This window comes from Nostoc edaphicum CCNP1411 (assembly GCF_014023275.1).
GTDB lineage: Bacteria > Cyanobacteriota > Cyanobacteriia > Cyanobacteriales > Nostocaceae > Nostoc > Nostoc edaphicum_A.
This window is the reverse complement of record NZ_CP054698.1, coordinates 2,208,793-2,224,453: the sequence shown is the minus strand read 5'-3', so window position 1 is coordinate 2,224,453 and position 15,661 is coordinate 2,208,793. Positions and strand designations below refer to the sequence as shown.

Annotated in this window: 11 protein-coding genes; 9 read left to right on the top strand and 2 right to left on the bottom strand. The window is 41.8% G+C overall.

Annotation, left to right across the window (positions count from 1 at the left end; all coding sequences use genetic code 11):
* Positions 1 to 85 precede the first annotated feature (85 nt).
* The 7 genes from HUN01_RS11975 to HUN01_RS11945 all read left to right on the top strand — a co-directional run bounded on the left by HUN01_RS11975 (position 86) and on the right by HUN01_RS11945 (position 9,561).
* Positions 86 to 1,564, top strand: coding sequence for an amidohydrolase family protein (locus tag HUN01_RS11975; protein ID WP_181931454.1), 1,479 nt, complete (start codon positions 86 to 88; stop codon positions 1,562 to 1,564).
* A gap of 198 nt (positions 1,565 to 1,762) precedes the next feature.
* Entirely contained in the window at positions 1,763 to 2,944 is a 1,182-nt protein-coding gene (locus HUN01_RS11970; RefSeq protein WP_181931453.1) for an acyl-CoA dehydrogenase family protein, read from the top strand.
* Positions 2,945 to 3,307: 363 nt separating this feature from the next.
* Complete coding sequence (locus HUN01_RS11965; protein WP_181931452.1) at positions 3,308 to 4,129, top strand: class I SAM-dependent methyltransferase; 822 nt, start codon at positions 3,308 to 3,310, stop codon at positions 4,127 to 4,129.
* 314 nt (positions 4,130 to 4,443) lie between these two features.
* Complete coding sequence (locus HUN01_RS11960) at positions 4,444 to 5,538, top strand: aliphatic sulfonate ABC transporter substrate-binding protein (protein WP_181931451.1); 1,095 nt, start codon at positions 4,444 to 4,446, stop codon at positions 5,536 to 5,538.
* Between the two features lie 37 nt (positions 5,539 to 5,575).
* On the top strand, positions 5,576 to 6,466 hold the full coding sequence (locus HUN01_RS11955) for a TauD/TfdA dioxygenase family protein (protein ID WP_181931450.1): 891 nt from the start codon (positions 5,576 to 5,578) through the stop codon (positions 6,464 to 6,466).
* A 533-nt stretch (positions 6,467 to 6,999) separates the two neighbouring features.
* A complete protein-coding gene (locus HUN01_RS11950) occupies positions 7,000 to 8,073 on the top strand; it encodes a sulfonate ABC transporter substrate-binding protein (protein WP_238846203.1) in 1,074 nt (357 codons plus the stop codon).
* 444 nt (positions 8,074 to 8,517) lie between these two features.
* Positions 8,518 to 9,561, top strand: a complete 1,044-nt coding sequence (locus tag HUN01_RS11945) for an aliphatic sulfonate ABC transporter substrate-binding protein (RefSeq protein WP_181931448.1) — start codon at positions 8,518 to 8,520, stop codon at positions 9,559 to 9,561.
* A gap of 202 nt (positions 9,562 to 9,763) precedes the next feature.
* Here the strand turns inward: HUN01_RS11945 and HUN01_RS11940 are convergent, their stop codons facing one another.
* On the bottom strand, positions 9,764 to 12,223 hold the full coding sequence (locus HUN01_RS11940) for a PAS domain S-box protein (RefSeq protein ID WP_181931447.1): 2,460 nt from the start codon (positions 12,221 to 12,223) through the stop codon (positions 9,764 to 9,766).
* 46 nt (positions 12,224 to 12,269) lie between these two features.
* Positions 12,270 to 12,497, bottom strand: a complete 228-nt coding sequence (locus tag HUN01_RS11935; protein ID WP_181931446.1) for a helix-turn-helix domain-containing protein — start codon at positions 12,495 to 12,497, stop codon at positions 12,270 to 12,272.
* A 278-nt stretch (positions 12,498 to 12,775) separates the two neighbouring features.
* On the opposite strand from HUN01_RS11935, the gene HUN01_RS11930 reads away from it, so the two are divergent.
* Positions 12,776 to 13,060 (top strand): hypothetical protein, encoded by a 285-nt coding sequence (locus HUN01_RS11930; protein WP_181931445.1) that lies wholly within the window; start codon positions 12,776 to 12,778, stop codon positions 13,058 to 13,060.
* A gap of 183 nt (positions 13,061 to 13,243) precedes the next feature.
* Positions 13,244 to 15,442: a CHASE2 domain-containing protein gene (locus tag HUN01_RS11925; RefSeq protein ID WP_181931444.1), complete on the top strand. Its 2,199-nt coding sequence runs from the start codon at positions 13,244 to 13,246 to the stop codon at positions 15,440 to 15,442.
* Positions 15,443 to 15,661 lie beyond the last annotated feature (219 nt).

Sequence of the window (15,661 nt, the reverse complement as noted above, 5' to 3'; positions counted from 1 at the left end):
GAAGAATCAATCCTTTGTAGAGACGGCGATTTATCGCGTCTTTACTTTAACAATGCCTATAAACATTTGATGAGGGTGAAATATCATGACGATCGCTCTAGACCGCCCACAAAAAACTAGGTCTGCTCAAATTCGGGAAAAACTTGGTTATCCGATCATTGACACCGATGTACATACCCAGGAATTTGAACCAGCAGTCTTGGATTATTTAGAGCAAGTTGGTGGAACTGCACTTGTCGAACGTTTCAAAGAAAATTTACCAGGATCTTCCCGCTTTAAGTGGTACAAACAAAGTTGGGAAGAACGTTTTGCTTATCGCACCAATCGCCCTAACTGGTGGGGTCGTCCAACCAAAAATACTTTGAATTTGGCTACTATTAGCTTGCCCAAGTTGCTGCATGAGCGCTTGCAAGAAGCGGGTACAGACTTCGCCGTTGTGTACCCCAACTTGGCAACAATGGCCCCGAATATCGGCAACGAAGAAATGCGGCGGGCTGTTTGTCGCGCAGTTAACACTTACCATGCTGATATTTTCCGCCCTTATAGCGATCGCTTAACACCCATTGCCGCAATTCCCCTACACACTCCCGAAGAAGGGATTGAAGAGTTGGAATATGCGGTGAATGTTTTGGGACTCAAAGCAATTCAAATCCCCGGTTATGTCCGTCGTCCAATTCCTGCTTTTGAAAAATACGGCAAAGAAGTCGCTAACGAAGTAGTTTGGATTGATAACTTTGGCTTAGATAGCGAGTATGATTACGATCCATTTTGGGCTAAGTGCGTAGAACTGAAAGTTGTACCCACAACTCACGCTTCTAGCCAAGGTTGGACAACTCAGCGTTCTGTCACCAACGCCCAGTACAATCACATTAATCACTTCGCCTTTGCAGCAGAAGCATTATGCAAATCGCTGTTCTTTGGTGGAGTTACCCGCCGCTTCCCACAATTAAAGTTTGCCTTTTTAGAAGGTGGTTCAGCTTGGGGTGCTAGTCTATACGCTGATATTATTTGGCACTGGGAAACCCGCAACAAACAACATTTGTTGTCAAATAACAATCCTGCGATTATCGATAAGGAAGCACTCGTAGAGTTGTACACCCGCTACGGTGGCGAACTTGTAGATGGACGCTTAGATAAAATTGGTGACGGTTTAGGATTCCACCATCAATTATTGGCTCCAGAAGATCCAGGCGAACTCGACGAATTTGAACTAGCAGGAATCGAGAAGCCAGAAGATGTCCGCGATCGCTTCTTGAATCATTTCTACTTCGGTACGGAATCAGACGATACCCGTGTCAGCCAAGCATTTAACCGTGCAGCTAATCCCTTTGGGGACAGAGTTAAAGCTTTCTTAGGTTCAGATTCCGGTCACTGGGATGTGCCAGATATCACCGCCGTTACTGCCAACGCTTACTCAATGGCAGAACGCGAAATCATTACCGAAGAAGACCTCCGCTACTTCCTCTCAATTCATCCCTTAGAGTTGTACACCAGTCTTAATCAAGACTTCTTTAAGGGTACAGGTGTTGAGAAAGCCGCAAACGAATATCTAGCTGGGAAATAGGGAATGGGGAATGGGGAATAGGGAATAGGGAAAGAATTACTATGCCCCATGCCCAATGACCAATGCCCATCTTTACAACGTTCCATGTTCCATTTCCTCTGTTCACTTGTAGCGTGGGCCTTGCCCACTCTACATTTCTCCTAAATTCTGTGTCTGATTGCTGCCTACTGCCGAAACAATACCAAGGATGATTTGATTATGGTGCTAGATATTACAAAACCAAAGGATTACGTTGACCTAGCAACTTCTCTATCCAAGGAACTTGCTCAATCCGCAGTTGAAAGGGATGCCCAAGCCGGAGTTCCAGAACAGGAAATTAATAAACTGCGTGAGAGTGGACTGTTACCACTGGTTATACCTAAACAATATGGTGGAATTGGTGCAACTTGGATTGATGCCTTAAAAATTGTCAGAAAACTGTCAAAAGCGGATGGTTCAATTGGTCAATTGTATGGCAATCATCTCAATTTGACAGCTTTGGGTCACGTTTCTGGCACACCAGCCCAAAAAGAAAAATATTATAGAGAAACTGCTAAAAATAACTTATTTTGGGCAAATGCCATTAATACAAAGGATACTAGGCTGAAAATTAATCCAGAGGGTGAGAATTTTCGGGTTAATGGTGTTAAAAGCTTTGGTACAGGTATTTCTGTTGCAGATTATCGGGTATTCTCTGCTTTGGAAGATGGTGTAGAATTGCCCTTCATATTCATAATTCCCAAAGACAGAGAAGGGTTAGTTTCTAATCACGATTGGGACAATATTGGGCAACGTCGCACTGATAGCGGCAGTTATACATTTAACAATGTCCTAGTAGAGAAAGATGAGATTTTGGGGCCACCAAATCCTGCTGATAGTGCCTTCTTAACTTTTCTTGGTATTATCGCCCAGCTAACAAAAACCAACGTTTATCTAGGAATTACCAAAGGAGCCTTTGCAGCTGCTCGTGAATATACTAAAACGACTACTCAACCGTGGATTACATCAGGAGTAGATAGTGCGACTCAAGACCCATATATTCTGCATCATTACGGAGACTTTTGGGTGGAAATTCAAGCTGCGATCGCTCTAGCCGACCAAGCAGCCGAGAAGGTGCAAGCAGCCTGGGATAAGGATGTAGCGCTGACTCATCAAGAAAGGGGAGAAGTTGCGATCGCAGTTTCCGCAGCCAAGGCATTAGCTACTCGTGTAGGTATAGATATTACTAACCGTATTTTTGAAGTTACAGGAACTCGCGCCACAGCAACCAAATATGGATTTGACCGTTACTGGCGGGATTTGCGAACCTTTACCCTGCACGATCCTGTGGACTACAAATTGCGTGCGATCGGCGATTGGGTACTCAATGATCAGCTACCCGTCATCACGCAATATTCTTAGGTTACTGGGAATGGGGCATTGGGCATTGGGCATTGGGCATTGGCTATTTCCTCCCTATTTTCCCATTCACGTGCTAAGTAAGTCGGTGGAAACAAACCAAATTATATTACGAAACGGAGATAGGTCTAAAACCCTTATCAATGACAAATGACAAATGACAAATGACAAATGACAAATGACAAATGACCAATGACAAATGACAAATGACAAATGACAAATGACAGCCCCCACCAGTTAACTTTAATTGCACCGGCTTACTGAGGCGTTTTAGCTGTCTACTCGCTGTCTTGTAGGGTGGACTTTATTTAATCTCCACCTTACTTACCTAAATCCAAAATCTAAAATCTAAAATCCAAAATTGATATGACTCAACTAAAAACACTTCCCACCTACGACCCAAGTTTATTTGAGGGAGCCGCTGAGGTTTACGCTCAATATAGAACCAAATACCCATCTATTGTATTCGACAAACTGGCCGAAATATTTCATCTCAATGGTCAAGGAAGACTGCTTGATTTAGGTACTGGCCCAGGGTTGATTTCAATTCCTCTACGAACTAGATTTGAAGAAGTTGTGGCGATCGATCCCGATCCAGACATGATTGCAGAAGCCAAACGGCAAGCAGCAGCAGTTGGAGCAAATAATATTACTTGGTTAGAACAAGGAGCAGAGTTAATCGACTCTAGTTTAGGGAAATTTAAATTAACCACAATTGGCAGAGCCTTCCACTGGATGGAACGCGAATTAGTGCTTGAACGCCTTTATGAATTGCTAACTGATGATGGTGGAATAGCACTGCTGAACACTGGTGACAACCCTTGGGAAAGCAATCTACCTTGGAAACAAGCTGCTGTTGGAGTCGTGAAGAAATGGTTAGGTGATGAGCGGCGGACTGGACAACGAGGACAAGGCATTCGTAAACCAGTTGATCCTCCCCATGAAGTTGTAATTGGCAATTCGGCTTTTGCTCGTCAAGAAACCTATGAAGTGCCATTTGAAAAATCTTGGACTGTCGATAGCTATCTTGGCTACTTATACACTACAGCCTTCTCCCTCAAAATTTTCTATGGAGATAATGCCCCAGAATTTGAAAAGGATCTTAGAGAAGCGCTACTAGCAGTTGAGCCATCTGGACATTTTACAGAAGAACTCCAAGCTACAATCCTAGTTGCTTGGAAGCAGTAGCAAAATTGAACAGGAACAAGACAGAGTTTTACTCAAAAATTCCAACCTTCCACTAGCACGACATTGGAGTGAGTTATTCTCACTCCACTTCCTAAATTTTCCCTCCTAACTATTAAATTTTCAGTTCATCGAGTCGTAGTAGGGTGGGTCATACCCACTCTCTTTTCTAACTTAATATATAAAGTTTTAAGATTTACAAAAAACATTTAATTATTCTATGGTTCAAATAAATTAATAGGTCATATTTTTGTTCTTTATATTGCAATTAATCATAATTGTTCTAACCACCTACAGGAAAATAAATAAAACAACCAATGACAGTTTTAAAAGGAAAATTTGAATTTAGGAAAAGCCAGAGAAAAACACGTCGTTCTTTGTTGTTTGCTCTGGGCTACTGCTTAATGCTATCGACTGCCCTATCGAGTTGTAGTGAAGCAAAAAATAATACTCAAAAGTCTGCAACTTCCCCTGAATCTGTGGCTTCATCTAGCACTACAGAGAAGCAAGTAGTACGGATTGTACGTTCAAAACAACTTACCGCTCTAGCAGTTTTAGAAAAACAAGGTTCCTTGGAAAAACGATTAGAGCCTCTGGGTTTTAAAGTACAGTGGGCTGAGTTTGCGGCTGGGCCACAACAGCTAGAAGCCTTGAATGCCAATGGACTGGATATCGCATCTACAGCCGAATCGCCTCCTGTATTTTCACAAGCAGCAGGAGCGCCTCTTGTTTATCTAGCTACTACACGCCCCAGTGGTAAAGCTATTTCACTTTTAGTTCCTGCAAACTCTCCGGTTAAAAGTGTTACCGATTTGAAGGGTAAAAAAGTAGCTTTTCAGAAAGCCTCTATCGGTCACTATTTATTAGTTAAGGCATTAGAAGATGTAGGACTTAAACTAAGCGATGTCCAATCAGTTTTTCTAGCGCCGGCAGATGCAAATGCAGCATTCAGTCAGAGCAAGGTGGATGCTTGGTATATTTGGGAGCCATTCGCTACCAGAAATGTACAAAATAAAATAGCTCGTGTTTTAGCAGATGGTAGTAGGTTGCGGGATACTGCCAACTTTTATTCAACCTCACGCCAGTTTTATCAGGCTCATCCTGACGTGATTAAAGTTTTTCTAGAGGAGCTAGAAAAGGCAGAAATCTGGACTAAGGATCATCCCAAAGAAGTAGCACAACTGCTTGCTCCTGTAACTCAGCTAGATCCACCAACTCTAGAAATAATGCATAAGAAATATGACTATGGGGTGCTACCAATTACCGAGAAAGTCATTGTCAAGCAACAGGAAGTTGCAGACAAGTGGTACAGCTTAGGACTTATCCCCAAGAAGGTGAATGTTCGAGACGGGTTTTTGACACCTGAAGAGTACGCCAAAATCACTCCTTCAGAAGTTTTAGCGAATAAGTAGTTATCCCCAAGAAGACACTAAAACACAGAAGAATATTATGCCTAGCTCGACTTTGACACAGGTTAAAATTACCCCTATTGATGCCCCTTTGGGGGCTATAGTAACCGATCTTGATGCCAGTCAAGCGATCGCACCTGAAGTGATCTTACAACTTAAAGAAGCTCTGCGCGTAGACGCGAAGCGGCTTGTCGCCAGACATCGCCACATCTTGATCTTCAAAGGCCAAAAGCTCTCCGATCAACAACTTTTGAACTTCGCTCTATACTTTGGCGCACTCTTTGTACCATCTGATGAAACTCCAGTATTGGCTTCTAAACCAGGAGAAACTCCGGTAGTGATTCCGATTTCCCATGTTGATGGTGGCTATACCGGCACTGGAGAATTAACTTTCCATTCTGATCACAAATGGACTCCTACCCCATCTAGTGGTTCGCTTCTTTATGCTTTAGAAATACCAACTCATGGTGGAGATACTTATTGGTTAAATACCAATTTGGCATACGAAGCATTAGATGAAGCTACCAAAGAACGGATTGCAGATTTACAGTTAATTACCTACAATCCATTTTTGCAAGACCGAAATGCACCCCGCCCTTTATATCGTTTAGACAAAAGTATTCCTTTAATCAGTCCGATCTTTCCCCATCCTTTAGTTAGAACACATCCAGAGAGTGGTAAAAAGCATCTTTACTTAGATGCTACTACAGAAGTAGAAATTGTCGGGTTAGAGCCAGAAGAAGGATCTAAATTAATTGAACAGTTAAGGGAACATCTGAATCAACCCAAGTTCTACTACCAACACAAATGGTCAGTAGGCGATATTGTCTACTGGGATAATCAAGCTACCTTGCATTATCGTCAAGCATTCGATCCAAATGAGCGACGAGTATTGAAGCGAGTTAGCCTTGCAGGTAGTCGTCCCTTTTAGGATGTATAGCTCAGAAAATTAAGCTAATGGGCGTTTAGATTCTACATCTTATTAACGCAGTCAAGAGTTATTCTCGACTCTTGACCCTGGACAAGTCTGATAAGTAAGTTTGCATTTTAAAAACATAGTCTCAAATCTGCTGTCAACTATAGGGTAGATAATTCCTACCCTCCTTCCTCAACTAGACAGTATAAGAGACTTAATTCATCAAGATAAATCTATTAAAAAATAATGAACCTTTTCTAAATGCAACACTATATGCTTATAAAAACAAATAACTAGAAATACGTTTATTTTGTTTAAAAACTAGTGTTGATGAACACTTTATTGGAAGACAAAACTTGATAAAATTTAGCTTAAACTTAATAGGTTTCATTGCAGATTAAAACGCTGTAATGAGAATTAAGAAATTAATTTTACAAAAGATATGATTGTAAATTGAAAGTATTTTTAGTGGAAAAATTAAGTTGCCAATTGATGTTTTTTATCAGTAGTTAATCAAAAGTAGAGGTGTAAAATTGGTTAAAAATTTTGTGAGAACCAAGACAACAACAATCAGTAAATTATCGTTATTTGTCATACCTGGGCTTGTCGCTTTATCGACTACTTTAATCAGTTGTACGTCAACTGTATCTAACATAAATACAGGAAATAATCCTACAGCAGATCCAGCAGGGGCAAAGTCCGTAACTTTTAAAACAAAAGTACTGCGAATAGGATATCAAAGCTCTGGTGATTTAGTTAGAGTCAGAGGAGTTTTAGAAAAACGTTTGGAACCTTTAGGCTTGAAAGTAGAGTGGTCACAATTTGCTCAAGGGCCACAACTGATGGAAGCGATGAATGTGGGCAAAATTGATATTGGCTCAGTTGGAGAAACGCCTCCTATTTTTGCCCAAGCTGCGGGTGCAAAAATCATCTATTTGGCTGGTAGAAGACTTGGGCCTGATTCTGGTAAAGGTAGTGCGATCGCAGTTCCTAAAGGTTCTCCTATTAAAAATTTAGCTCAAATTAAAGGCCAAAAAGTAGTTTTTCAAAAAGGTTCTGCTTCTCACTATTTTATTATCAAAGCTTTAGAAGAGGTGAATCTAAAATATAGTGATATTCAAGTTCTGAGTATGCCCAATGTTGAAGCACGTGGTGCATTTATTCAGGGAACTATTCCAGTTTGGGTAACTGGCGATCCCCATTTAGCTTTGGTAGAAAAACTCCACGGTGCTCGTGTATTGCGAGATGCTACAAATATTGGTACTCCAGGGGGATATTACATAGGAACACGTGAGTTTGCTAAGGAAAATCCAGAATTAGTTCGTATCATCCTAGAAGAAATTGATAAAAATGGTCAATGGGCAGAAGCGAATCGTAAAGAAGTTGCCAAACTCATAGCACCTGTACTGAAAATTGATTTACCTATTCAAGAAGTAATTTCTAGCCGTGCTACTTATCGGTTGAGAGGAATTACTCCAGAACTAATGCAAGCCCAACAAAGTGTTGCTGATTTGTTCTATGACGAAAAAATTCTACCCAAAAAGATTGATATTAAAGAAGCACTACTAACACCTCAAGAATACGCAGCAATCACTCCCGAAACACTCGTCAGTGAAAAATAAAAAGAGAATTGGATTATGACTTAGTAGTTCACATATCAACTTTGGTGGGTGAATAAGTTCGTAGTAAGGACTTTAGTCCTTGTCTTGGGGGCTGTTCGTGCAGCGTTCCCGTAGGGTAGCCTTGACTAAGAACTTCGCAAAGTTAACTTGGCAGACTACTAGAGATTGGGGAGATTTAAATGTAGATTTAGACCCTAACTAAATCTTACTTATATTTTCTTCCCTAGTGCTTCCTGAAATTGAGAAAGTGAAGCGATCGCAATAATTCCATCTACTTACTTAAAACACCAATTTACTAGCTTTAAACATAAGTTTGTAAACTTGTATTTTAACTATTAATCGGTGTTTTGGGAGGTTGATATAGCAACTTCCAATCATCTTACTGGCGATCGAAAGTAAGGCGGAAAACTTAAAATCTAATACTTAGGAGGAAATTCTCAACTGATGAACAAACCATCTCGACCACAACGGCGCACATTTTTAAAGCGGATTGTTCAATATTCAGCACTGGGATTATTTGCTTTATCATCTCCCTTTGTAGATAGCTTTGTGCAAAGTACTCAAGCACAAACAAGACCCGGAATCACGGCAAAAGTAATCAATTTGGCTTATCAAACTTCTGGAGATATTGTTAAGGTCAAAAAAGTTATTGAGCCACGTTTCAATGCATTGGGTGTAAAGGTGAATTGGGTAGGGCCATTTCCAGCCGGGCCGCAATTGATCGAAGCGATGAATGCAGGTAAAGTGGATATCGGTAATGTGGGAGAGACACCGCCAATATTTTCCCAAGCCGCAGGTATAACAGAAGTTATCTATATTGCTGGACGCACGCCCAGCAAGGGAGAAAACCAAGGAATTGTGGTGAGAGCTAATTCTCCTATTAAGAAAATAGCCGATCTTAAAGGTAAGAAAATTGCTTTTCAGAGGGGATCGAATGCACACTATTTACTAGCAAAAGCCTTGCAAGAGGTGGGACTAAAAATTAGCGATGTTCAAATTGTTGGTTTGACTCCATCTGAAGCCCGTGATGCCTTTATTCAAGATAAAGTTGAGGTTTGGGTGGCTAGCGATCCTTTTTTGGCTCTTGTGGAAAAAATTGTCCCGATTCGTAATCTGAGAAATGCAGCAAAAATTAACACTTTGGGCGGCTTTTATCTTGGTAGGCGTGAATTTGTCACCAAAAATCTAGAATTGGTACGAGTGTTTTTAGAGGAAGCAGACAAGGTAGGAGAATGGGCTGAAAAAAACCCAACTGATGTTGCCAAAGCTTTTGCGCCGGAACTGAAATTAGATGTATCAGTTTTAGAAAAGGTAGCACGCCGACGTACTTTTAGATTGAGAAAACTCACACCTGCAATTATTGCTGAACAACAAAAAGTTGCTGACTTTTATTTTCAAGAAAAAGTTATCCCCCGTAGGATAAATATTAAAGACGCGATCCTGCCGACTCAACAATATCAAGCCATTACACCTCAACGTATCAACTAACCATGAAGAGTGCTGAGTGCTGAGTGCTGAGTTGAAAGACCGCCCACCAAAAGCGGGTATCAACCTTCTCTCTACAAGAAGATTCCGCTTGACTTCTGGCCTTGCTCTTACCGTAGTGCGGAAGTACTTAGTACTTCTTAAATTTACTCAGCACTCAATACTCAGCACTCAGCACTGAGTGGGTAAATAGGTAGAGGTAAGTTTATTCGGCGATTAAGTTAGCGATCGCATCTACTAATTCAGCTGGCTCTACTGGTTTGGCAAGATGCTTGTCAAATCCAGCTGCAAGTACCTGTTGGGCATTAATTTCTCCAGCATAGGCGGTAAGTGCGATCGCTCGAATTTGCCCTCCCTGCTTTGCCGGCAGTGTTCTCAACTGTCGCATGAACATACATCCATCCACTTCTGGCATCCCAATGTCGCTTAAAAGTATATCTGGCAAGGATTGGGCTAAAGTGGCTAAGGCTTCATATGCTGATGTTACTGCTGTTACATTTGCCCCATATTGCTCTAGCAAGAAAGCAATAAATTCTCGCGTATCTGTATCATCATCCACTACTAAAATTTTGATACCATTCAAATTTGAGGATGGCTCAGAGTTGCTGCTGTCCTGTCTAATCTCTAATTGATTTTGGATCAGTGGGAGTCTCACTGTAAAAGTTGCTCCCTGATCTTCGCCCCCACTTTCTACCTGGACTGTCCCGCCATGCAGTTCGACTAAGTGACGAACGATCGCTAATCCTAACCCCAATCCACCAAATTTTCTGGTGGTACTGCTGTTCTCTTGGCGAAAATATTCAAACACGTAAGGCAGAAAATTGGGGTCGATGCCTTTCCCTGTGTCGCTGACTTGAATCAGTGCTGAGTTGGAATTAGAACATAATGATAGTCGAATCTCAACCCGTCCCCCCTCTGGTGTAAACTTAACCGCATTTGAGAGCAGGTTCCAAACGATTTGCTGCAATCGGCTGGAGTCACCCAAAACTTGCCCCAAATTTGGTTCTAAGTTGATGTGCATCTCAATTGACTTCGCTTCTGCCGATAGCCGCACTGTCTCCATTGCTGCTGAAATCACAGATGTCAGATCAACTGGGTAGATATTCAAACTAATTTTACCTTGTAAAATCCGGGAGATATCCAGCAAGTCTTCAATCAGTTGAGCCTGTAACTTAGCATTTCGCTCAATAGTCTTTAGTGCTTGAGGGATGGTCTTTTCATCAAGTTTTTTGCTTTGGAGTAGCTTTGACCAACCTAAAATTGGGTTGAGTGGCGATCGCAATTCATGAGAAAGTACCGCCAGAAACTCGTCTTTTATCCGGTTGGCATTTTCAGCCGCCTGTTGAGATTGTTGTGTTTCTGTGTAGAGTCGGGCATTATCAACAGCGATCGCCGCCCGGCCAGCTAACTCTTCAGCCAACATTAGGCTTTTGGTGTTGTAGCAACGACCTGAAGAAGATACCAAAGTCATCGCTCCCAACACCCGTCCCCGAACGATTAGCGGTACACTCATACCAGATGTCGGATTTAGTTCTTGCAAGATTTTTAGGTGGCTGGCGTTGTGGCTTAACCCTTGTATCTGTTCATCAGAAATCAAATGAATAATTTGTGATTTACCCGTTCGTATTACTTCAGCAACACCTGCTGTTTCTGCCAAATCAGGCGGATAGTTTTGTAACTGTTCTACCAATTCTTGCTTCTCTGGATTGGCATGGGCTGCTGCAACTCGGCGGACTAATTGATTGTCACAAATAATATCAACTAAGCACCAATCAGCTATTTCCGGCACTGCCAAACGCACCAAACCTGCTAAGGTTGTCTCGTAGTCCAACGATGCAGCCAAAATCCCACTAGCTTCGGCGAGAAAACGCTGCTCATCTTCCACCTGCTTGCGCTTAGTAATATCACGCGAAGACGCTTGCATCTCTAAAATTTCTTGAGTTTGGCGATCGCGAATAGCTCGAATAGTTGCTTCCAACCAGATATAATGTCCATCTTGGTGACGGGCACGGTGAGTAATGGTATAAATATCTGGTAAATCGGCATTGACTGGGTAATTTCTCGCAATCTCTGCCAAATCGTCAGGGTGAACTAACTTATGACTAGGATAGCCGACTAGTTCCTCTGGTTGATATCCCAGTACTGTGTAGCAAGCTGGTGAAACGTACAGAAGAATTCCATCTACCGTATGGCGTGAAATAATATCAGTTGAATTTTCAGCCAGCAGCCGAAAACGCGCCTCACTCTCGCGCAGTTTTACCTCAGCTTGCTTGCGTTCAGTAATATCGACGCACATTCCCACCCATTCGCGGATTTCGCCTGTTTCATCAAGTATGGGCACACCGCGGATATTCATGTAACGGTATTCGCCGTCATGCCGCAGAACACGATACTCGGCAACTGCGACGCTGCGTGTCGGAAATGCCTCTTTCCAAATTGCCACCATCGAGGAACGATCTTCTGGGTGTAGTGCCTCAACCCAACCCCATCCTTTGTATTGTTCAGGACTTTGCCCTGTAAACGCTTGCCAGGTGGGAATATCATCAACAACTTTGCCCCAAGGTGCCGCCCTCCAGACGATGGATGCGCTTGCCTCTGCTAGTGAACGGTAGCGTGCTTCACTATCGCGCAACGCAATTTGCTGTTCGCTCAAATATTCCCGCAAATTTATAACCTCTTGAGCTTTCAGGTGATCAATGAAATAGGTATTGTTAAAAGTATTTGGCTAAAAGCGCCTCACCGGGTTCTCCCATTTGGTGTAATAGCTCTTTAATTTGTTTTATAGCCAGTGGCGAAGGTTGTGTTCGTCCGTTTTCCCATCTGTTTATAGTGTGAAACGAAACCCCTAACATTGTTGCCAGTTTTACCTGTGTAAATTTAAGGCATTGTCGAGTCTCACGAACCAACTGTGCAATTCTTAGCTGTCCGATTCCAGGCATAAGCTAACTATATTTTTATTTTTCTACCAGATATTGCAATATAACAGATGCTATAACTTGGACTGCACCTATCTATGGTATAAAGGTAGACCTATCAAAATGGGTAGAAATTTTATGATTCACCTTGAAAAGACTAGGTTCTAGAGGTTGTAAGTTGGTGATTATGTACTACAGTCAAAAGAATTGTATTCCGAGCTTCTTGCGCCATTTGAAATGGTATGTTTATTTTGGCCGTGCTGTACTAGTAATAGAGACGTTTCAATTCAGGGGATGAGAATATGAGAGTTTGGCTGGCCTGCTTTTTCGTGTTGTTTGCTTTGGCGGAACTGTTTGACTGGTTGCAAGAGTTTAATCTGCCATTACCTATCTATATTTTGGGTGGCGCTTTTTTAGCTGTTGCTTCTAACTATGATCGGATTTTTGACTCCTATTTTGCTGATTCCAGCATTGAAGCAGCACTTGAACAACCCCAGTTAGATTCACTAACCCCATCTACTAATCCTATATCTTTCCCAATTGCCAGTTCTGTTGAAGATGCTCAAACATCTCAAATAGATGATTAGCGATTATCTAGTTGACGCTGTGCATAAGCTTGCTTTCAGAGTAGGAATACGTCAAAGTCTCTAAGTATCAAGTAAATTGCTACATTAATAGGAGCTTCAGGTTAAGTAGCTTTTAACCTAGAGTCCGAAAATTAACTTTTACGCCTGCAACATCTACCCAATTCAGGCTACCGCCGCAACGCCGTGATTAGTGGATTATTAGAAAAACTCCGTTTCCCCTTTGTCAAAGTTCAGGATTCCCGTGAAACTTCCAAGAGCAAAAGCTGGCTGCCAACTATTTTTGTTACCAGTGTAGGAGTTACCGCCTTTATCTGGGGAGTTCGGGAACTAAGATGGTTACAGCCTTGGGAGTTAAGAGTTTATGACCAGATGTTGCGATCGCGTCCAACACAAGCACCAGATCGGCGGATTTTGCTAGTTAAAATCACTGATGAGGATCTCAAACGAGAAAAATGGACTATATCAGATCGGACAATCAATCTGCTATTAAAGAAAATCGAGTCCTATCAACCGCGAATTGTTGGTTTATATCTTTTCCAACCAGAAAACAACAATTTGGCGGCTAATCTTCAAAATCAAGATAACGTTATCAGTACTTGCTTGTTCAGCAGCTTGGGTAGAGATGAAATGCCACCGCCACCCAATTTTCCTATAGATAATGTTGGGTTTAGTGATGTGGTTGCTGATCATGAAAACGATCAAACTCTCCGCCGCAGTTTGTTATTTGCTCACTCTACAGACCAGAAATGTACAACATCATTTGCATTTGGTGCCCTAATTGCAATTAATTATCTGGAAAAACAAGGCATTGACTACCAGTTCACGAATAAAGGAGATTTTCAGTTAGGTAAAACCCTGTTCCCGCGTTTACAAGCTAATTCCGGTGGCTACCAACATCTGGATGCAGATGGCTATCAAATATTATTAAATTACCGTCACCCTGACAGCCTCGCCGAACAAGTAACCCTCACAGAAGTTCTCAGCGGTAAAGTTAACTCTAGTTTATTTAAAGACCGTCTTGTAATTATTGGCACCACAGCAGCTAATCTCCCTCCAGGTGGATTTTATACACCCTACAGCGCTTTGCCAGATCAACCAGCCAGAATGCCTGCTTTGTTTATTCATGCACAGATAGCAAGTCAACTTATCAGTACAGTGTTGGATGGGCGATCGCTAATTTGGTATTGGCCAGACTGGGTGGAACTTATTTGGGTGTGGGGTTGGTCGCTTTTAGGTAGTGTTTTAGCATGGCGATCGCAAAATCCGTTGCTTTTGCTAGTGGTAGTAGGGATAACTCTACTTGGGTTAGTAGTAATCTGCGTTGCTTTGTTTTTGCAAGCCGGATGGATACCGTTAATTCCTTCTGCTCTTGCCTTGGTGCTTAGTAGTATCTGCGTGATTGCTTATACTAGCTACCAAAATCAGCGGCAAACTCAGGTGATTATTCTGCAAGTTGAAAAACAACAAGAAGCGATCGCCCAATTAAATGTCCTCTTAGAAGACAAAACAGCAATCCCCGATTCGTCTCTTGACTTTCCTTCCCCAATCGATGCACCAGAAATAAAATCAGGTGATTTGCTTTTGAGTGGACGTTACAAAATATCTCAAACTCTCGGTGCTGGGGGATTTGGTCGGACTTATTTAGCACAGGATACTCAACGACCGGGAAATCCTACTTGTGTGGTGAAAAAGTTAATGCCAGCCCGTCAAGATATACGATTTTTGCAAGTTGCCCGCAGGTTATTTAATAGTGAAGCTGAAATTTTAGAATCTTTGGGTAAACATCATCAAATTCCCGAACTACTTGCTTATTTTGAAGATAACCAAGAATTCTATTTAATTCAACAATATATTCAGGGGCATACCCTAAGTGAAGAATTACCACCTGTGCAGAATGTGCAAAACGAATCATTTGTGATGGAGATGCTCAAACAAGTTTTAGAAGTTCTAGAATTTGTTCACCAGCATCGAGTGATTCATCGTGATATCAAACCGACTAATATTATTAGATGCGCTGAAGATAATCGGCTGGTGTTGATTGACTTTGGTGCTGTAAAATTAATGCAACCGCCAAGTAGTGAGCAAACAGAATTAGCCACAGTAGCCATCGGGACGCGGGGTTATGCACCTCCAGAACAATTTGCTGGTCATCCCCGTTTGTGCAGTGATATTTATGCTTTAGGAATGATTGCGATTCAAGCCATAACTGGGATACCACCGCAAGAACTCCACCCAGATCCAGAAACGGGGAATGTGATCTGGCGGCAATCGGTGCAAGTGAGTGAAGAGTTAGCGGCAATTTTAGATAAGATGGTTTGTTATCATTTTAGCGATCGCTATCAATCTGCCACCGCAGTTTTACAAGATTTGAAACGGATGTAGCTTTGGCGATTAGAAATTACGGCTGGACTATAATTAATTACACAATGTCATCGCAAAGGCTGAGATTACTTCGCTCTGCTTGCAATGACTGTAAATATTTTTGTTTATCTAAACTATAAGCTGACAATGCGATTGTTTTGGGTTACATTGCCATTGCATCGGCTAACAATGTCATTGTATTGACTAACAATGGCATTGTTTTGGCTAACAATGGCATTG

Excerpts from the sequence above, each read along its gene's own strand:
- HUN01_RS11975 (WP_181931454.1), top strand. The coding sequence starts at position 86 with ATGACGATCGCTCTAGACCGCCCACAAAAAACTAGGTCTGCTCAAATT.
- HUN01_RS11970 (WP_181931453.1), top strand. The coding sequence starts at position 1,763 with ATGGTGCTAGATATTACAAAACCAAAGGATTACGTTGACCTAGCAACT.
- HUN01_RS11965 (WP_181931452.1), top strand. The coding sequence starts at position 3,308 with ATGACTCAACTAAAAACACTTCCCACCTACGACCCAAGTTTATTTGAG.
- HUN01_RS11960 (WP_181931451.1), top strand. The coding sequence starts at position 4,444 with ATGACAGTTTTAAAAGGAAAATTTGAATTTAGGAAAAGCCAGAGAAAA.
- HUN01_RS11955 (WP_181931450.1), top strand. The coding sequence starts at position 5,576 with ATGCCTAGCTCGACTTTGACACAGGTTAAAATTACCCCTATTGATGCC.
- HUN01_RS11945 (WP_181931448.1), top strand. The coding sequence starts at position 8,518 with ATGAACAAACCATCTCGACCACAACGGCGCACATTTTTAAAGCGGATT.
- HUN01_RS11935 (WP_181931446.1), bottom strand. The coding sequence starts at position 12,497 with ATGCCTGGAATCGGACAGCTAAGAATTGCACAGTTGGTTCGTGAGACT.
- HUN01_RS11930 (WP_181931445.1), top strand. The coding sequence starts at position 12,776 with ATGAGAGTTTGGCTGGCCTGCTTTTTCGTGTTGTTTGCTTTGGCGGAA.